The organism is Chitinophaga pinensis DSM 2588 (assembly GCF_000024005.1).
Lineage (GTDB): Bacteria > Bacteroidota > Bacteroidia > Chitinophagales > Chitinophagaceae > Chitinophaga > Chitinophaga pinensis.
This window is the reverse complement of record NC_013132.1, coordinates 7,724,469-7,741,834: the sequence shown is the minus strand read 5'-3', so window position 1 is coordinate 7,741,834 and position 17,366 is coordinate 7,724,469. Positions and strand designations below refer to the sequence as shown.

The window sequence follows — 17,366 nt, the reverse complement described above, 5'->3', positions numbered from 1 at the left end:
CTTGTCGCCCATTGTAAACCATACTATGGACAAGAAAACCTTTTACGCGGCATTGACCGCCAATAACCTCGACCAATATAACCCCGCAGTTTGAGACATTGATGCATGACTCCATCCGTTATTACCTCACATCGCTGGAAGACGAATCCGCAGAAATACCTGGTGTCTCAAAAATGGGTGGTATCCCTGATCTGCCGGCAGCAATTGAATGGCCCAATGATTTTTATGAAAACCCATTGTCATTTATTGCCCAGTTGGATTGCTCTGAAATAAAACCTTTTGATACTTATAATGTACTGCCTGATACAGGATATATATTCGTATTCTATGATCCTTATCAGGAGATGGGCGGTTATTCGCTGGAAGAAAAACAACTGTTCAGGGTACTTTATTTTGACGGGCCCAGAGAGGAATTGATACGGACCCCCTTCCCCGAAGGACTGGAAGATTTTGGGAAATATAAACCCTGCCGCCTGAAAGGAGAGTTGCATATATCCATGCCTTTCAAATGGGGAAAGCATTTTTCTTTTTTAAGTAAGGAGGAAAGAGACGTCTACGGAGATAAAGTATGGCTGAACGGCAATATCAATAAATCCCTGGGAAGGGCAGATAATATGCAGGGGGAAATGGAGGGGCTTTGCCAGATGGTGACTAATGGGTTTTATCCCGACAGGAAAGAAGCATACGAGGAGCCAGAGAATGCTGCATTGAGAGAAGGGGAAAAGGATTGGATATTACTCTTGCAGGTAGATAGTAATGAAGCTGCGAATGGTATGCGTTGGGCAGATATGGGCAGATTGTATTTCTGGATCAGGAAACAGGACCTGCTGAAACGGAATTTCAATGATTGCTGGTGTATCCAGCAATCTTATTAATAAAAAGAAGGAATAAATAATAACCCTGATTAGTATTACCATCATGACCAACGCAGAGAAAATAAATCGTCTGAAACACCTGTATATAAACGCAGAAAAACTGATCAATGGATATAAATAATGATAGCTGAAAATCGCTGGAATGAGGAGGAAGTAAAACACGCTATTGCCGTGCTGGATGAAATGCTTGCCTTGTTTCCGCTTACATTCAGTGAAGACGCATTACAATCTACCCGTCAGCCGGCTCTGATGATTAATCTGGCTGATGCAGATGACGAACCTGTAGAATTTGTTACCAAAGAAAACGGCCTGACTACTTATCGGCAACCAGAAACACTACTGTATTATATCAATCTACTGTACAGATAATATTGGAAGATAAAAAGTTCTGGGTGCTGAATTATGTGACTAATTACGCCAGGGATGAAAAGGTGAAAGCGCAATATAGACCCCTGACACTTGCGCAGGGAAAGAAATGTATAACAATCTTTCCTGAAGGATCTTATTTCGCACACTGGCAGGAAGACATGATGGCAATATATGCCAATCAGGTCGGCTGGTTTTCTTGTTTGGATGAAGAAGATCCTGTTAAACTGGAAGAAGCGCTCGCATTATTGGAAAGAGGATTTAAGATCTATGATCCTAATAGACATAAATACCTGGAAGATACAAAAACGCGTTTGCTGTTAAAATTAGGTAAGACAGCCGAAGCCTACAAAATAGTAGCAGCAGCGCTGAAGAAAGATCCGAAAGATCCCGATTTCCAGGATCTCAAAAAGGATCCTGCATATCTCGCCTGGGGGAAGCAAGCAAAAAGTGCCGCGAAAGAAGAAGAAAAGGTATATCAGCAGGCAGTACAGGAGGAGATGCAAAAAGTGACGGACAGCTTCCGGCATCCTGAACATCCGCTCATACAGCAACATGCTGCTGCATTGAATCTGATCAAACAACGGATGGTGACTGTCCGTATGAATTACGCAATAAAGAGCAGGAGGGAGAGACGGGCTTATCTCCTGGAGATAGGTAGCGGCGGAGAAGGTGTTTATTATGGAAACGATGGTGTTCCTGCGCTGAGCGATCTGCCTAAGTCGGATTATAAACAAATCGCAAAACCTTTCCCTGCCGTTGGTGGAAAAATAAAAGCACCTTTTAAGCTACCGACCGGGGTTCAATTTACAGACGGATGTATTCTCCTGGGCTATTCCCATGCACAGAATGCACTTTACCTTGTTACAAACGGGGACTGTGAAGGAGAAGTATGGTTTGATACGCTGCAATATGGCGCTGAGGCAGGAGGTAAGTTTGCACCGGCTTCCAACAAACGCCTGAAGCTACTGGCATTCCTCGCAGAAAGTATACAGGCTACTATCGACGGTATATGGAAGGCTTCGGAAGAAGGCGATTGGCTGTAACAATCAACAGAAGTCGCTATCTTCGTCTGACACCTGTATTAAAACGATATGACATGAACCCTGAAGTGGATGCATATTTAAGCGAACTTACACAATGGCGGGATGAGTCTGAAAAGTTGAGAAAGATCATTCTTGCCACTGAGTTGACTGAAGAACTGAAATGGGGGAAGCCCTGTTACAAGTACGGCAATACCAACCTTGTGATCATCCAGGGTTTTAAGGATTACTGTGCATTGCTGTTCTTCAAAGGCGTTTTATTGAGCGATCCGGAAAGCGTACTCGTTAAGACCGGAGAAAATACAGAGGTCGGCAGGCAACTAAGGTTCACCAGCGTAAAGGAGATCACAAAATTAGCGCCGGTAATCAGCGCTTATATCTATGAAGCAATAGAAGTAGAAAGAGCCGGTCTGAAAGTGGAAGTAAAGAAAAGTACCGAACTGGATATCCCGGAAGAGTTTCAACAGCAATTAGCAGCAAATGCTGACTTGAAGAAAGCCTTCTTTGCATTGACCCAGGGACGGCAGAAAGCATATATCTTTTATTTCTCCGGTGCCAAACAATCCAAAACGAGAATGAGCAGGGTGGAAAGATGTATACCGCAGATCCTGGAAGGAAAGGGGATGAATGATTGAGTAATATCGGCCCGGATCAGTGGTGTCATGGTTTTTATGGGACCAGTATTTATGAGCAGACAGGGTACCCGCCAAAAACGTATATTGTTGTAACCTTTATTCTCAACAATCACACGTTAAGTATCTTGCCTATGTCATTCATACAGAAAATGAAGTCCCGTAAAAATCAGCTGATCGCTTTACTGATTCTCCATGCTATCCTGCTTATATGGAGTTACGGTTATGTTGTCGCCCATCAAGGGTATGATGGTATCAGTCTGCTGGCAATAGCCGTACTGGCAGCCGCAACATTGTATTCCTTCATTAAACTGCTGACTTATTATTGGGATAAGTATTAACCTGAAAACATTATAAACACGCAGAGGCAGCTTATACTGCCTCTGCTTTAGTTTACAGACTATTCATAATACCCTCCAGATCTCTTTCCCCTTCTCTCGTCTGTGCTCCGGCAGCTAATGCTACTTTGGCCAGTTGGACGGTTTCCGGTCTCAGGAAAAGATCCATACATAGCTTATTCTCTGTTGCCAGACCTTCATAGCGGTCACCATTAGCAGCATCCACGGCTTTTTTTGCGCCAGCGGCTACGCCAGCAGGTAATCCGGCAATCCTGGTAGCCAGGGTCTCTACATAAGTATATAATTGGTCCTGTGGTAAGGCCCGGTTTACCACACCATACAATTCCGCTGTTTTAGCGTCCAGCAATTCTGCGCCCAATACCAGCTCCAATGTCCTGGCTCTTCCGATTCTGCGGGTAAGATATTGTGTACCACCACCACCGGGGATAATACCCATCATGGCTTCCGGTTGTGCGATCTTCGCTTTTTCCAGTGAAGCAAAACGCATATCGCAGGCTTGCGCAAATTCATGTCCGCCGCCGCGTACAAAACCATCAATGATGGCAATGGTCGCCTGTGGCAACTGGCTGATTTTTTCATGCAGCTGCTGCATCGGATTGATAAGCGGGTCCATCTTCGCCGGATCTACTAATCCTGCAAAAGAAGAAGGATCCACGATATAGTTCATATCTCCATGCGCAATGAAGTAGTCGGAATCTGCACTCTGAAAGACGATTACTTTCAAGGTATCATCTGCCTGCACGGCTTCGGCGAATGCCGCCAGGTCAAGCATCATGGTAGCATCCAGTACATTCATCGGTGGGTTGTTGAATGATACGTACGCAACGGCATGTTGTACGCTTACCTGAAAAGCTTTGTATACACTGTAACGGACTGTTGCCTCCTGGTCTATGGCTGTGATTTGTTTGTTCTTCATTTCTTCTTTAGTTTTGAGATAACAAAGTTCCTGGCTGCCGGCATCAAGAAAAAAGTCATTTGACGCAAAATATTCGCCTGTTCCACCAGGGCAATGTACAAGGGACTAACAGTATGTTTACCGCATTAAGCACATACCTTAAAGAAAGAACATACCTTACGCCGCAGGAACTGGGGCTTATAGAACAATATTACACTAGCCGTTATTTAAAGAAGAAAGAACACCTGTTACAGGAGGGAGAGATCTGCCGGCATAGCGGATTTGTAGTAAAAGGTTGCCTGCGTACTTATCGTGTGGATGAAGAAGGGAAGGAGCATACCTTAAAATTTGTCATAGAGAACTGGTGGGCCTATGAACCGGAGAGCTATAGCAATGGTACCCCCTCCGCATTTAATATTCAGGCACTGGAAGACACTGAACTGATACTTTGCCTGAAGGATGATTTTCAATACCTGCTGGAAAGAATACCCAATCTCAGGGTGCTGACAGAAAAACTCCAATCTAATAGCTTTAATGCCAGTCAGCAGCGGATCTATCACCAGATCGGACATAGTCCGGAGGAGCGCTATAAGTCGTTCATAGCCGAATATCCGGATATCTTTAACAGGGTACCCCTGCACATGCTGGCTTCTTATCTGGGGATGTCCAGGGAGACAATCACCCGTATACGGGCACATTATGCAAAGAAATAACCTGTAGGGAGACCTAATTAAACCCTGCTCTGAATGTCAACGGAGACTGATCAGTCTTGGCTTTGAACAGTTTACTGAATGACTGGGAATGCTGGAAACCCAGTTGATAGGCAATTTCACTGACAGACAGGTTAGTGGCTGACAACATTTCTTTTGCTTTATCAATCAGTTTATCGTGAATATGCTGCTGCGTGGTTCGTCCGGTGTGTTCCTTGATCAGATCACTGAAATAGCGCGAGGATAGATGGAAAGCAGCGGCGATATCCGTCACATTGGGTAGCCCCTTTTCTGCCAGGGTGCTTTCAGCAAATAATTCATCCAACAACGCTTCGAATTTTACCAGCAGACTGTTATAATGCTGTTTCCGGGTAATAAACTGCCGGGTATAGAAACGGTTGCTGTACGTGAGTAACAGATCCAGGTTCGATAAAATAACATCCTGACTCAGGTGATCTATCGCCCTGTTAAACTCTTTCTCCAGCTGTATGAAAATGTGCTGAATAAAGTCTTCCTCTTCAGCTGATAATATCAGTGCTTCATTCACGGCATAATCAAAGAAACCATAGTTTTTGATCTTACTTTCCAGTGCATGCCCTCGCAGGTATTCCGGATGTATCAGGACAATAAACCCGGTAGGAGCTATCTGATCCGGTTCTTTAATAACTACCTGCTTGGGAGAGAAGAAGGACAATACCCCTTCATCAAAATCGTATAGGGACTGACCATATATGATCTTGTTACCACAATTCTTTTTAAAAGTGATCTGGTAAAAGTCCATGGTTAATTTGATAGGACCATCCGCCGCTAACAGCGGAAAGTCTTCAAAACGCTGTATACTGAATAAAGGGTTTCTCGGTTTGGGGAAACCCAGTAATTCATTATACGTGTTCAATGTGCCGATATGAATATGAGGAATCGCCTTCTTTTTCACGTTGTTGGATTTAGTCTTATTACAACATCCTTTTCCGGTAAGTCTTTGCCGTCTGACCCGCTATCGTTGCATCAGACAGTATACTTAATATTTTCGCACCAAAACGGTTAAAGCCGCCGGAGATGGCAAATTTCCGTTTTTCTTTATAAGCTTTAATAAATTCTGTGGCCACCTGTTCAGGTGTTTGTGCACGAACGCCGGCAGTAAGCGCATTGGCTGTTTTCTCATCTACAGCGGAACCCTGGATAAAATTGCTGTCGGTTAGTCCGGGGCAAAACAGCAGGACATGCACACCATGCGGTTTGGCTTCTTCATACAAAGCCCGGGAGAAAGAACGGACGAACGCTTTTGTAGCGCAATAGACAGCCATATAAGGAGCCGGTATAAAGGAGAGTAAAGAGCCGATATTGACAATTGTACCCCGTTTCCTGACCGCCATATCTTTGAGGAAAAAGTGCGTCAGACTCACCATCGCGTTCATATTTAGCAGCATCATATTCAGTTCATGCTGCAGGTCGCGCATGATCAGTTCGCCGCCTGAACCCATCCCGGCATTGTTAATAAGAGACTCCACTTCATATCCTCTTTCTTTGCAGGTCTGGTAGATAAATTCCGCACTTTCCGGTTTGCAGAGATCTGCTGTGATATAATCGGCTTTGATGCCGAATTGTTGCGTGAGTGTTTTACACAGCAACTGTAGTGCCTGTTCACTTCTGGCTACCAGTACCAGATTTTCCTTTTGCTGGGCGATCTGTCTGGCGATGGCTTCTCCGATACCAACAGAAGCCCCTGTAATAAGCGTTACTTTCATTTATCCTGGTTTTATTGCAGGTCTAAAGGTCGCTTACCCGGGACTGCTGTCTGTATCTGAAAGTGCGTTAGTTGTAGCCAAAAGTAGTCTGGCCGGATGGCCTACATATGGAAGACGTTGAATTTATGGCCATCAGGGTCGGTAAAGATAAAACCATAGTATCCTTTCCCAAAGGCTTCAGGAGGAGAGACAATTTTGCCACCGGCGGGTTCTACTTCCTTCGCCCAATTATCCATCTCTTCTTTGCTCTCCGCAGAAATCGTGAATACGATCTCATTGGCGGTATGTGCGTCGGACATCTTGCCTTTGATATTAGGTTCCAGGATGTCTTTCAGAAAAAAGTGGATAATGAAGTCCTCATCACTAAAGAAGAAACTTACCAGTTCTTTGGATGTATGCGGACCATTGGGCTTAAAGCCAAGTTTAGTATAAAACTGCGAGGTGCGTTCCAGATCGCTTACCGCATAATTGGCCCAGATTTTTTTAGGTTTCATGACGTTGGAAAGTTAAAGGATTTAAAAATGAGTGTATGGATCAATTCACATGTGAGTTCAGGTAATTAAAGATACGATATCAAATCGCAAACCATTTATATGAACAATACCGGGAAGCGGACAGATCATTGGCTAGCGGCCTTTGGATACTTCGAAGCGATGTCTGCCAGGAGCAACATTGTGTATTTCGTAACAGGCGCCTTTATAAGCGGCTTTAATCAGCATCCCATCCAGGCGGATGCTTGCTTTATCCGTAGGAAAAGGCAGATAGACATGAGCCGTCATATTACCCGGTAAGGTGAGCTGCAGGCTGTATCTGGTGGGCGTACTTTCCATCTCTTCTTCAATCGTACCGCGTATTGTTTTGTAGCTTAGTTGGAGGGGACCAGGTAATACCCCCTGAGGTCTGATCTCCACTTCTTCAAAACCAGGTGTGATGGGCTGAATACCTGCGATATACCTGACAATACAGTTGGCCGGTGCAGCACCCCATGCATGGCCCCAGTCCTGGTTGGGTTTATATGACTGTCCCCAGGCTTCCATTGTCATCGTTGCTCCTTCCCGGAGCATGTTAAACCAGCTTCTTTTCTCTGTGGATGTCAGCAGTTGCAGTGCATAATCAGCATCTTTCGCTTTATACAATCCATCCAGCAGGAACTGTGCGCCGTATACGCTACAGGCCATACCACGGGAACGTATAAAAGATAATACACCGGCTACTTTATCACCAGGTACCAGACCGAAGGCCAGTGCAAAGAAATTGGCATGTAGAGAACTATGCGGAATACCTTCTCCGTCTACAACGATGTTGGTTTGTTTATCAAAGAATACCGCTTGAAAAGCGGATCGTACCCTGGCTGCTTCATGCGTATAGTACTCCGTATCAGCATTATTCCCGATCGCTTTTGCCAGCTTCGCCATTGCTTCCAGTCCTGCATAGTAATAGGCGTTAACGACCGCATTATAATCCGCAAAGACAAAGCCGTCGGTTTCTCCCATAATATCAGTACCACCGAATTTAGGCGGTGGCCAGTCTACAATATCTTTTAATTGTGCATTGGCATCAAAGGATGCATAATGAATAGACTGAAGGAATGCCGGTGTTTGTTTACCAGTACGCGTACTGATCAAGCCATCTTCCCGGGCGAGGGCGCTCAACAATTTAGCTTTAAGATCCGGGTATAGCTTTTTAGCCAGGCGCAGGTCACCGGAATAGAGATAGTCATTCCATGCAATGAGGACATTCTGCAAAGACCATTCAGTAGGCCAGGTCGGATGATAGATCAGGTAATCCAGCGTACGCTTTGCAATTGTAAATTCCGCATCACTGATATAGTGGGAGAGCTGGTTGATCAATGCATCTGCTTCATAAGGAATACGTTCTCTGTCACCGTCAACATAATAGCCGGAAAAAGATGTCGCTTTGATGGTGTATTTACAGAGATCCCATATTTGATTGAGCCCTTTGTGTGCGCTCTTAAAGGTAGTCGCTGCATCATCAAACGGACTGCTCACCATATACCGGTACACGCTGCCTATGGTATAATTGCCCCTGGCTATTTCAACATAACGGAAGGGAAGTACCTCACCGATGTCGGCAGGCATTAACACGGCATTCTTTTTAGTATTCCGTGCATCTGGCGCGATGACAGGCTGGTAGGTATGTAGCCCCTGTTGCAAAGGTATCTTTATCATTTTGTAGCGTACGGAACCAGGAGGCTGTTGATTGACATGTCCATCTGCGGTAAGAGCTTCTCCGAGGTGTACAACCAGTGTATCATTGTTGTTGGCTGCGTTGACAGATAGCTTTATCTGACTGAAAGCATCTTTACCAAAATCATACAATACATGATGTGTATCAGGGTTGTTGGTTTTCAATGCCTGCTGAAGCGTTTTAATCAGCACAAAGGATGGCAGGCGATAATCGTCCAGTGTTTTCCCTGTAGAGAATGTCTGCATAGCAGCATACTTACCCGGCTTGCCATGTTGGTCCCAGGTACGTACTTTCCAGTAATAGATCATAGATGCCTGTAGTGCCGGACCGCTATATAAAACACTTGTGCTGTTGTTGCCGCTTATTTTACCTGAATTCCATACATCTGCGGAGTCCTTCAGCAGTAGTTGTTTGTTACTGGCTACGAGGATCTGACAGGCGGATTGATATTGAGCTGGCAATACCCAGGAGAACATGGGATAGCGGCTGTTTACCTGGCAGAACCGGAAGCTGTCTCCGGATAGCACTGCCTGTTCCAGAGGTACATTCGTCATGATGCCGTGTTCATATACCTGTGATGGGTTTTGCAGCAGGTCAACTCTTAGCGAGAAGGGAGTGGGTTGTTGCCGGGCAATGGCAGACAGGCAGGTGAATGATAGTAGCAGAAAAGCAGTTGTTATTTTCATGCGTGGTAATATTGTTGATAGCGGCTTGGTGTGCTGCATCAGTAGTAAAATACTACCTTATACGTTCTTTTTAAAACATTTTTAATGTCTATCTTTGTCCGGATGAAATGGTTCGTTTATATATTTTCACTATATGTCCTGGTCTTATCAGGCATCCACTGTGATGCCGATGATGACTGCTGTAGTGATGTGATAACATATACCACTTCATCTCATGAACAGGAATCCCCCAAAGATCATAAACCCGTATCTCCCTGTTCTCCCTTTTTTGCCTGTGGCGTATGCCATGGCGTAGTAATACCGGAATCTTATACGATAAAGCCGGTCTCTTTACCTTCTGACAAGGAACTGCATAGTCAGTATATCGAACCGCAATTAAGGGATTTCTTTTCCGCCATCTGGCAACCGCCCAAACAGGTTTAAGCGAATACAAGAATGTTAGAATAGTACAAGGTTATGCCTTGTGCCATCATTGCTATTGCTTAAATATTCCAGCTACAACATGAGACTTATATTTACGATCATGCTGCTTTGCACGGCCGGCTTGTGCACAGCGCAGCATACATTGACCGCTGTGGTTAAAAACGCGGAAACCAAAGCCGCTTTACCAGCTGCCACTATTACACTGTCAGGTATCAATAAAAACGTCAGGACGAATGCCAATGGCCTCGTCATCCTCAATAATATACCAGCCGGTACATACCCGCTCAAGGTCAGTTTTGTTGGTTTCGAAACCTATACCGACAACATCTCTTTTCCCTATAGCAACGATACGCTTATTATATTGCTTGTACAGGCAGAGGAAGAAATGGAAGAAGTAGTGATCAGTTCCACGCGTAGTACAAGAACGATCCGGAATATCCCTACCAGGGTAGAATTGATCGGCGGGGAGGAGTTAGAGGAAAAGGGGAATATGAAACCGGGAGATATCCGTATGATGCTCAATGAAAGCACGGGTATACAAACCCAGCAGGTGTCGGCGACGTCTGCTAATTCCAGTATTCGTATTCAGGGACTTGACGGCCGTTATACCCAGATGCTGAAAGATGGCTTCCCTTTGTATGCGGGTTTTTCCGGCGGACTGGGATTGTTACAGACCCCACCGCTGGACCTGAAGCAGGTAGAGGTGATCAAGGGTGCTTCTTCTACCTTATATGGCGGCGGTGCTATTGCCGGATTGGTGAACCTGATTTCCAAGGTACCGAGGGAAGAACGGGAGCTCCGTTTTCTGATTAATGGAACATCTGCCGGAGGACTTGACATAAATGGTTTTTACGCCCGGAAACTAGAGAAAGTTGGTTGGACAGTATTTGCTTCCCGAAACAGCAGCAGGCCCTACGATCCCTCAGAAACCGGCTTTACGGCGATTCCTAAAACCAGTCGCTATGTGTTCAATCCAAAGCTGTTTGTTTATGTTAGTCCTAAGACGCAGCTGATGATCGGGGCCAATACGACTTTTGAAGACCGTATGGGTGGGGATCTGGCTTATATAAAAGGCAATGGGGATAACGTACATCGTTATTTCGAACAGAATAAGACCACACGTGTTGCTACACAGTTCTCACTGGATCATCAGTTTAATCAAACCAGCAGTCTGTCTGTTAAGAATGCCGTGAGTAATTTTAAACGGACCATTACCATACCCGATTATATATTCGATGGTAAACAATGGTCTACTTATTCCGAAGTGAACTACCATAAAAACAGTGAGACACTGGATTGGGTCACCGGGTTGAATTTTTATACTGATCAGTTCCTGGAGTATCCGAAAGATAATTTCGAAAAGCGGAATTATACACAGCAGACTGCCGGCGCATTTGTGCAGAATACCTGGAAAGCGGCCGACTGGCTGCAAGTGGAAACCGGTGTCAGAGGCGATTATGTAATTGATTATGGCCTGGCTTTTCTCCCGCGTATCTCCGCATTGTTTCATCTTTCTGAAAAGCTTAGCTCCCGTTTAGGCGGCGGACTGGGATATAAGACGCCTACGATCTTTACAGAAGAAAGCGAACGCCTGCAATATCGGTATGTGTTGCCCATTAATTCTCAGGATAACAAATTGGAGAAATCCCTGGGTGCTAATGTGGATGTGAATTACCGGACTGCCTTCCTGGATAAGTTCACCTTTAGTATCAACCAGCTTTTCTTCTATACCCGTATCAATGATCCGTTATTGCTGCAAACGAGCGGTAGTAATCTGTATGCCCTGGTGAATGCCAATGGCTATATTGATACAAAAGGATGGGAGATGAACATAAAACTGGGATATGAAGACTTCAAATTGTTTGTCGGGTATACCTTTACAGATGCGACACTGCATGAAGGCACAACAAAGCGGGTGAACCCACTGACAGCCCGTCATCGCCTGAATAATGTACTGATGTATGAAGTGGAAGATAAGTGGAAGATCGGGCTGGAAGCTTACTACTACAGCAAACAGACCCTGAACGATGGTAGTGCCGGGAAAGCATACTGGACCTGTGGATTTATGGCGGAGAAATTATGGGAGCGGTTTTCCCTGTTTATCAACTTTGAGAATTTTACGGATACCCGTCAGACGAAGTTCGATAGTATCTATAGAGGTACGGTAAGCAATCCTGTTTTCAGGGACATTTATGCCCCGCTGGATGGCTTTGTGGTGAATGGAGGGCTGAAGATCAGATTATAATATCAGTACGAGCCATATACCTCTTATGGCTCGTACTGTTTCTGCTATTTTAATCTTATTTCACTGATGCTGGCTCCCTGAGGCACCATGGGGAAAATATTGTTTTCTTTACCGACCATCACTTCCAGGAGATAAGGACCTTTGTGATGGAACATTTCCGCAATGGCATGCCGCAGGCGCTCCCGCTCAGATACACGTTGCCCCGAAATACGATAAGCAGCAGCAAGCGCCACAAAGTCCGGGTTCTCCATGTCGGAGAACGCATACCGACGGTCGTTAAAAAGCTCCTGCCATTGGCGTACCATGCCTAAAAACTGATTATTGAGGATAATGATCTTGATATCCAGTGAATGCTGCATGATGGTACCCAGTTCCTGAATATTCATCTGAAAACCACCATCGCCAACGATCGCCAGTACTGTCTTATCTGGTGCGCCATACCTGGCGCCCAGGGCCGCGGGCAGTGAGAATCCCATTGTTCCCAGGCCTCCACTGGTAATATTACTTCTGGTATGGTTGAATTTCGCATAACGGATAGCTGCCATCTGATTTTGTCCCACGTCAGAGACAACGATCGCATCTCCTGACGTAAATTCATTCAGTATATTTATCACTTCTCCCATGGTCAGTTCGCCGGCCGTCGGATGCAGCTCAGGCTGAATAACAGTATCATATTCCTCCTGGTAGAGTTTGTTGAATTTCTCTATCCATGTGCCGTGATCTTTCCTGTTGATTGAAGCAGTCAGCAGTGGTAATGTCTCTTTACAGTCACCCAGTACAGATACGGTGGACTTTATATTTTTATTGATTTCCGCCGGATCGATCTCCAGATGGATCACTTTAGCCTGTCTGGCATATTTATCCAGCCGGCCGGTTACCCGGTCATCGAAGCGCATGCCGATGGCGATCAACAGGTCACATTCATTGGTAAGCACATTTGGCGCATAGTTGCCATGCATACCGAGCATACCCATATTCAGCGGATGATCTGAAGAGATAACTCCTGCACCTAATACCGTCCATGCGGCCGGAATACCGCTCTTTTCTATAAAGGTCTTAAACTCAGTAACTGCGTCGCCTAGTATAACACCCTGGCCCCAGATAACAAATGGTTTTTCAGCGTGGTTAATCAGGGCGGCAGCTGACTGAATGTCTTTCTCCCGAATGACTGGCTTGGGTCTGTAACTCCGGATATGGTCACACTTTTCATATCCTGTATATTCAAAAAGCTGTAGCTGCGCATTCTTGGTGATGTCAATCAATACAGGCCCCGGACGGCCACTACGGGCGATGTAAAATGCCTTTGCCAGTACGGATGGGATCTCCGCAGCATCAGTGATCTGGTAGTTCCATTTGGTGACCGGCGTCGAGATATTGATGATGTCAGTTTCCTGAAAGGCGTCCGAACCAAGCAGATGCGCAAACACCTGTCCGGTGATACACACCACCGGTGTACTATCGATCATCGCATCTGCGATTCCCGTGATAAGATTAGTAGCGCCTGGCCCGCTGGTGACGAATACGACGCCTATTTTTCCAGATGCACGCGCATATCCCTGTGCCGCATGAATACCGCCTTGTTCATGTCTTACGAGGATGTGTTTCAATTGCTGGTCATAGTCAAACAGCGCATCATACATAGCGATGTTGGCGCCGCCAGGCACACCGAAGATAACCTCGGTCTCTTCTGCTATCAGCGCCTCCATAATGGCAACCGATCCTGGTATTGTTTTTATTTGCTGCTGAGAAGTTGTTTTGTCTTCTTTTGAATGTGTACTTTCCATACCTGTCATTATTCGCCTGATGCAGATTATTGTTTTACTGGTTAAACTGGTACTACCTATTATTCTTTTATCAGATAGACCAATGGTATGCCCAGTTCATTAACGCCGCTTATAGTTGTGTTCTTTATGAATCCATAGTCTGTAAACAGCGTCAGGTCGGCAGCACCTTCGTGTTCACTTATCCAGACGGTCTGCCGGGTTTTGCAAATACAGAGACACTTTTCGAATAAGAGCTTTCTGACAGCGGTTTCATGGAATCTTTCCAATACTGAAAAGTCAGCAATACGAGCTACACTTTTCCCCTGGAGTATTTCCGGTCGTTCACCTTTTGTAGTGATCCGCGCATATCCTGCCACCTCGCCATCCACGAAAGCGACCAGTACCTGATTGGAAATGTTATTCAATTCACCACGCAATGTATGATCGCTGTAGTGATGCTCGATATATGCTGTTATTGCCGGTTCCGAAACCCTACCATTGAACTTTTCCTTTATAGTAGCCTTACCGATAAATGATAGGGTACGACGGTCCTGTTCTGTACCAATACAGAAGTTGATCACTATCCTGTTCGTCATAAAATCTTCGATTAAAATATAATGTGGTTACAAAAATTATTTATTGTAGTTATTAACATCTTTTTCAAAGGCCCGGTTGAGAAGAGTTTCCTGTTCATTGGCATGCCGCATTGCGTAACCCGTTGCCGTGCTGCCTGATTCAGGCCTGGAAATAACATGCAGCTGCATATGATGTTTATAGAATTTACGGCAGAGATAAGGCCAGGGGCCCATATTTTCAGGTTCTTCCTGTACCCAGATAAATTCCTTTGCGTCAGTATATTTGTCCCTGATACTTTGCATCTGTGTAAATGGCATCGGATATAACTGCTCAATACGAACGATCGCCACATCATTACGCCCGGTCTCCTGACGCTTTTGAAACAGATCGTAGTAGATCTTTCCTGAGCAGAACAATACACGTTTTACATCCTGGCCGCTTGCATGTGTGTCATCAATCAGTTCCTGGAATCTTCCGGTTGTAAATGCACTGACCGGGGAGACACACAGCGGATGCCTTAAAAGACTTTTAGGCGTGAAAATTATCAGCGGGATACGAAAGTCACGTTTTAACTGACGGCGTAGTACGTGGAAGAAATTGGCAGGAGTTGTACAATTAACTAATTGGATATTGTTATTAGCACAGAGTTCCAGGAAGCGTTCAATTCTGGCCGAAGTGTGCTCTGGCCCCTGTCCTTCATGACCATGTGGTAGTAGCATGACAAGTCCGTTGCCCAATTGCCATTTCGTTTCAGCACTGGCAATATATTGGTCAACTATTACCTGTCCGGTATTGAGAAAGTCGCCGAATTGCGCTTCCCATAAGACCAACGCATGCGGATTGGCAGATGCATACCCGTATTCAAATCCCAGTACACCGTATTCGGATAGTAATGAATTATGGATATCAAATTTTGTTGTAGTTCCCAGGCAATTGAGTGGTATGATCTCTTCTTCTGATTCGGTATCTGTTACTGTTGCATGTCGATGTGAGAATGTTCCCCGCTTTACGTCCTCACCCGTCAAACGAACGGTATGGTTTTCCTGTAACAAAGAACCATAGGCTAATAATTCGGCCATTGCCCAATCAAAAACCTTTGTCTCATTGACCATCTTATGCCGGTGCTCGAACAGTTTCTCAACTTTTTTTAAGAATATTTTTCCCTTCGGTAATGTGGTGATGCCATTGCCGATACGCAGTAAGGATGCTTCCGTTATAGCTGTATCAGGCGACTGACTGAAATCTTTGTCCTTTGCCCTGCGCAGACCTTGCCATACCCCCTGGAAAGCGGATGACGCAGAAGGCGTGTTGCCATCCTGCCTGGCTTCGTCCAGTGACGCTTGTAGCTGCTTTCTGAAAGAAGTCTCGATTTCACCGGGAAGTGTTACATCGATACTTTTTTCAGCAATGAGTTGCCGGATATAAATATCCCGTGGATTAGGATGTTGATCAATTGCTTTATATAAAACCGGCTGTGTAAATTTTGGTTCATCTGATTCATTGTGTCCATATTTTCTATAACATAGAATGTCAATGAATACATCCCCGTGAAAGGTCTGACGATAGTCCAGCGCCAATCTGGTTACATGTACCAAAGCTTCCGCATCGTCTCCATTCACATGAAAAACCGGTGCTCCGGTTATTTTAGCCAGATCTGTACAATAGATACTCGAACGGCTGTCTTTATAGTCTGTTGTAAAACCTACCTGATTATTAATAACCAGATGAATAGTGCCGCCTGTATGATATCCCTTCAGCTTTTCCATCTGTAATACTTCATACACGACTCCCTGACCGGTAATGGAGGCATCACCATGTAAAAGTATCGGTAAGATCTTTGAATGGTCGCCATTATATTTGTAGTCAGCTTTAGAGCGGGTCATACCTTCCACAACGGCATTGACAGCTTCAAGATGGGAGGGATTGGGGCTCAGGCTGAGATGCACTGTTTTTCCATCTGATGTGGCTACATCATTCGAATATCCCAGATGGTATTTCACATCACCACTTATCATGGTGTCCTGCTCATTTTTCTTGCCCAGAAATTCCCTGAAGATTGCTTCGTATGGTTTCTCCATCAAATTTGCCAGCACATTTAACCGGCCGCGGTGTCCCATTCCGATAACGATTTCCTCTACACCATTGCTGGCGCACTTTTGAATAAGGAGATCCATTGCAGGAATGAGCCCTTCTGCACCTTCCAGGGAGAAACGCTTTTGTCCGATAAATTTTGTTGCCAGGAAGCTCTCAAATACAACAGCCTGATTTAGTTTGCAGAGAATGCGCTTTTTCTCTGTTGATGAGAATGGAGGTTTATTTCCGGGGATTTCAATCCTCGCCTGAAACCACTTTACCCTTACAGGATCATTGAGGTACTTATATTCTATGCCGGTAGATCCACAGTAGACTTCCTCCAGTAACCGGCGGATCTGTCTTAATGTGCCTGGCCTGAGACCAAGCTCATTTCCAGCATTAAAAACTGTGTCCAGATCACTGTCGGCCAGGCCGAAAGATGTCAGTTCTTTTCCTGGGAGATGTTTTCTTCGTTCTCTTACAGGATTGGTTTTCGAAAACAGATGCCCTCTGTTACGATAGTCTTCAATAAGCTGAAGCACTTTTATTTCATTGGAAGATATTGCCGGATTGACAGACGGACTAGCTACTGTATCGGAGATATTTGTGGCTTCCCGGGAGAAGCCGAGATCAAACCCTTCAAAAAACTTACGCCATCCAGACTCTACTGATGCGGGATCATGTCTGTATGTGTCGTAGAGTGTATTGATATATGTTGCATTCCCGTCATTAAGATATGTAAAACGGTCCATGATGATGATGATTTA

16 protein-coding genes are annotated in these 17,366 nt (G+C 45.0%); 8 read left to right on the top strand and 8 right to left on the bottom strand.

Annotated features, from left to right (window positions below):
• Positions 1-101: 101 nt before the first annotated feature.
• The 5 genes from CPIN_RS30370 to CPIN_RS30350 all read left to right on the top strand — a co-directional run bounded on the left by CPIN_RS30370 (position 102) and on the right by CPIN_RS30350 (position 3,257).
• Positions 102-875: a YwqG family protein gene (locus tag CPIN_RS30370; RefSeq protein ID WP_012793715.1), complete on the top strand. Its 774-nt coding sequence runs from the start codon at positions 102-104 to the stop codon at positions 873-875.
• A 120-nt stretch (positions 876-995) separates the two neighbouring features.
• A complete protein-coding gene (locus tag CPIN_RS30365) occupies positions 996-1,244 on the top strand; it encodes a hypothetical protein (RefSeq protein ID WP_012793714.1) in 249 nt (82 codons plus the stop codon).
• 2 nt (positions 1,245-1,246) lie between these two features.
• Positions 1,247-2,287 carry a tetratricopeptide repeat protein gene (locus tag CPIN_RS30360; RefSeq protein ID WP_044220065.1) on the top strand — a complete coding sequence of 347 codons (1,041 nt, stop codon included), beginning with the start codon at positions 1,247-1,249 and terminating at the stop codon, positions 2,285-2,287.
• A complete protein-coding gene (locus tag CPIN_RS30355; protein ID WP_245552047.1) occupies positions 2,254-2,919 on the top strand; it encodes a YdeI/OmpD-associated family protein in 666 nt (221 codons plus the stop codon). The genes CPIN_RS30360 and CPIN_RS30355 overlap by 34 nt, the downstream gene beginning before the upstream one ends.
• A 131-nt stretch (positions 2,920-3,050) precedes the next feature.
• Entirely contained in the window at positions 3,051-3,257 is a 207-nt protein-coding gene (locus CPIN_RS30350; RefSeq protein ID WP_012793711.1) for a hypothetical protein, read from the top strand.
• Positions 3,258-3,309: 52 nt separating this feature from the next.
• On the opposite strand, the gene CPIN_RS30345 is transcribed toward CPIN_RS30350, so the two are convergent.
• A complete protein-coding gene (locus CPIN_RS30345) occupies positions 3,310-4,191 on the bottom strand; it encodes an enoyl-CoA hydratase/isomerase family protein (RefSeq protein ID WP_012793710.1) in 882 nt (293 codons plus the stop codon).
• A 59-nt stretch (positions 4,192-4,250) separates the two neighbouring features.
• On the opposite strand from CPIN_RS30345, the gene CPIN_RS30340 reads away from it, so the two are divergent.
• The gene (locus CPIN_RS30340; RefSeq protein ID WP_245552046.1) at positions 4,251-4,883 is read left to right on the top strand and encodes a Crp/Fnr family transcriptional regulator; all 633 of its coding nucleotides are present in this window, start codon (positions 4,251-4,253) and stop codon (positions 4,881-4,883) included.
• A 13-nt stretch (positions 4,884-4,896) separates the two neighbouring features.
• Here CPIN_RS30340 and CPIN_RS30335 read toward each other — a convergent pair whose 3' ends face one another.
• From CPIN_RS30335 to CPIN_RS30320, 4 genes are all read right to left on the bottom strand, one after another.
• Entirely contained in the window at positions 4,897-5,814 is a 918-nt protein-coding gene (locus CPIN_RS30335; RefSeq protein ID WP_012793708.1) for a helix-turn-helix domain-containing protein, read from the bottom strand.
• A 19-nt stretch (positions 5,815-5,833) separates the two neighbouring features.
• Positions 5,834-6,625, bottom strand: coding sequence for an SDR family NAD(P)-dependent oxidoreductase (locus tag CPIN_RS30330; RefSeq protein WP_012793707.1), 792 nt, complete (start codon positions 6,623-6,625; stop codon positions 5,834-5,836).
• A gap of 101 nt (positions 6,626-6,726) precedes the next feature.
• Positions 6,727-7,119: a VOC family protein gene (locus CPIN_RS30325; protein WP_012793706.1), complete on the bottom strand. Its 393-nt coding sequence runs from the start codon at positions 7,117-7,119 to the stop codon at positions 6,727-6,729.
• Positions 7,120-7,251: 132 nt separating this feature from the next.
• On the bottom strand, positions 7,252-9,519 hold the full coding sequence (locus CPIN_RS30320; RefSeq protein ID WP_012793705.1) for an alpha-L-rhamnosidase-related protein: 2,268 nt from the start codon (positions 9,517-9,519) through the stop codon (positions 7,252-7,254).
• 84 nt (positions 9,520-9,603) lie between these two features.
• On the opposite strand from CPIN_RS30320, the gene CPIN_RS37185 reads away from it, so the two are divergent.
• A complete protein-coding gene (locus tag CPIN_RS37185) occupies positions 9,604-9,942 on the top strand; it encodes a hypothetical protein (protein WP_012793704.1) in 339 nt (112 codons plus the stop codon).
• A gap of 79 nt (positions 9,943-10,021) precedes the next feature.
• Positions 10,022-12,187 carry a TonB-dependent receptor gene (locus CPIN_RS30310; RefSeq protein ID WP_012793703.1) on the top strand — a complete coding sequence of 722 codons (2,166 nt, stop codon included), beginning with the start codon at positions 10,022-10,024 and terminating at the stop codon, positions 12,185-12,187.
• Between the two features lie 44 nt (positions 12,188-12,231).
• Here CPIN_RS30310 and ilvB read toward each other — a convergent pair whose 3' ends face one another.
• The 3 genes from ilvB to CPIN_RS30295 are packed head-to-tail and all read right to left on the bottom strand — an operon-like array spanning position 12,232 to position 17,351.
• Positions 12,232-13,971 (bottom strand): biosynthetic-type acetolactate synthase large subunit, encoded by a 1,740-nt coding sequence (gene ilvB, locus CPIN_RS30305; RefSeq protein ID WP_012793702.1) that lies wholly within the window; start codon positions 13,969-13,971, stop codon positions 12,232-12,234.
• A 59-nt stretch (positions 13,972-14,030) separates the two neighbouring features.
• Positions 14,031-14,546, bottom strand: coding sequence for a GNAT family protein (locus tag CPIN_RS30300; RefSeq protein WP_012793701.1), 516 nt, complete (start codon positions 14,544-14,546; stop codon positions 14,031-14,033).
• A 36-nt stretch (positions 14,547-14,582) separates the two neighbouring features.
• Complete coding sequence (locus tag CPIN_RS30295; RefSeq protein WP_012793700.1) at positions 14,583-17,351, bottom strand: 2-oxoglutarate dehydrogenase E1 component; 2,769 nt, start codon at positions 17,349-17,351, stop codon at positions 14,583-14,585.
• Positions 17,352-17,366 lie beyond the last annotated feature (15 nt).